This is a genomic window from Lichenihabitans sp. Uapishka_5 (assembly GCF_033947565.1).
GTDB lineage: Bacteria > Pseudomonadota > Alphaproteobacteria > Rhizobiales > Beijerinckiaceae > Lichenihabitans.
Genome location: NZ_JARPVX010000227.1, coordinates 1 through 599, shown reverse-complemented (window position 1 = coordinate 599; position 599 = coordinate 1). Strand labels below are relative to the sequence as shown.

The 599-nt window shown below is 74.1% G+C and carries 1 protein-coding gene; it reads right to left on the bottom strand.

The window, feature by feature from the left end; all coding sequences use genetic code 11:
- A partial coding sequence (locus tag P7D22_RS23340; RefSeq protein WP_319936625.1) for an NAD(P)/FAD-dependent oxidoreductase occupies positions 1 to 599 on the bottom strand: 599 nt, incomplete at both ends.

Here is a 599-nt window from a genome sequence, read left to right as displayed (position 1 = left end):
CACAAGCGCTACGCCGAACGCTGGCGCGCGGCGGCCGGGTCCGGCTGAAGCGCTCGACCGCGAAGGGCGCGAGGTCGAGCCCGGGCGCCTCGCCGCAGGCCAGCGCCGCCACGATCTCGCCCGTCACGGGGCCGAGCGTCAGCCCGAGGTGGTGGTGCCCAAAGGCGTAGATCACCCGCGGGTCGTGCGTGCTGCGTCCGATCGCCGGCAGGTAGTCGGGCAGCGTCGGCCGGGAGCCGACCCAGGTCTCGACGGGCGAATCGAACGGCAGACCGAGCGCCGCCGCATGGGCTTCGAGCCGCGCCCACTTGCGCCGGTCGGGTGGCGCATCGGCCCGCGTGAACTCGACGAAGCTCGTCGCCCTGAGGCCCGAGCGGAAGCGCGTCGCCACGAGCGCCCGCTCTTCGAACACCACGGACGGCAGGCTCAGGGGCCAGCGGCTTTGTGCCGACTGGATGTGGTAGCCGCGCTCGGCGATCAGCGGCACCCCCACCCCGAGTTCGCGCATCAGCGGCGCTGCGCGCACGCCCGCCGCCACCACGATCAGTTCGGCGCCGCTGATGCGCGAACTCGGGGTGGGGGTGCCGCTGATCGCCGAG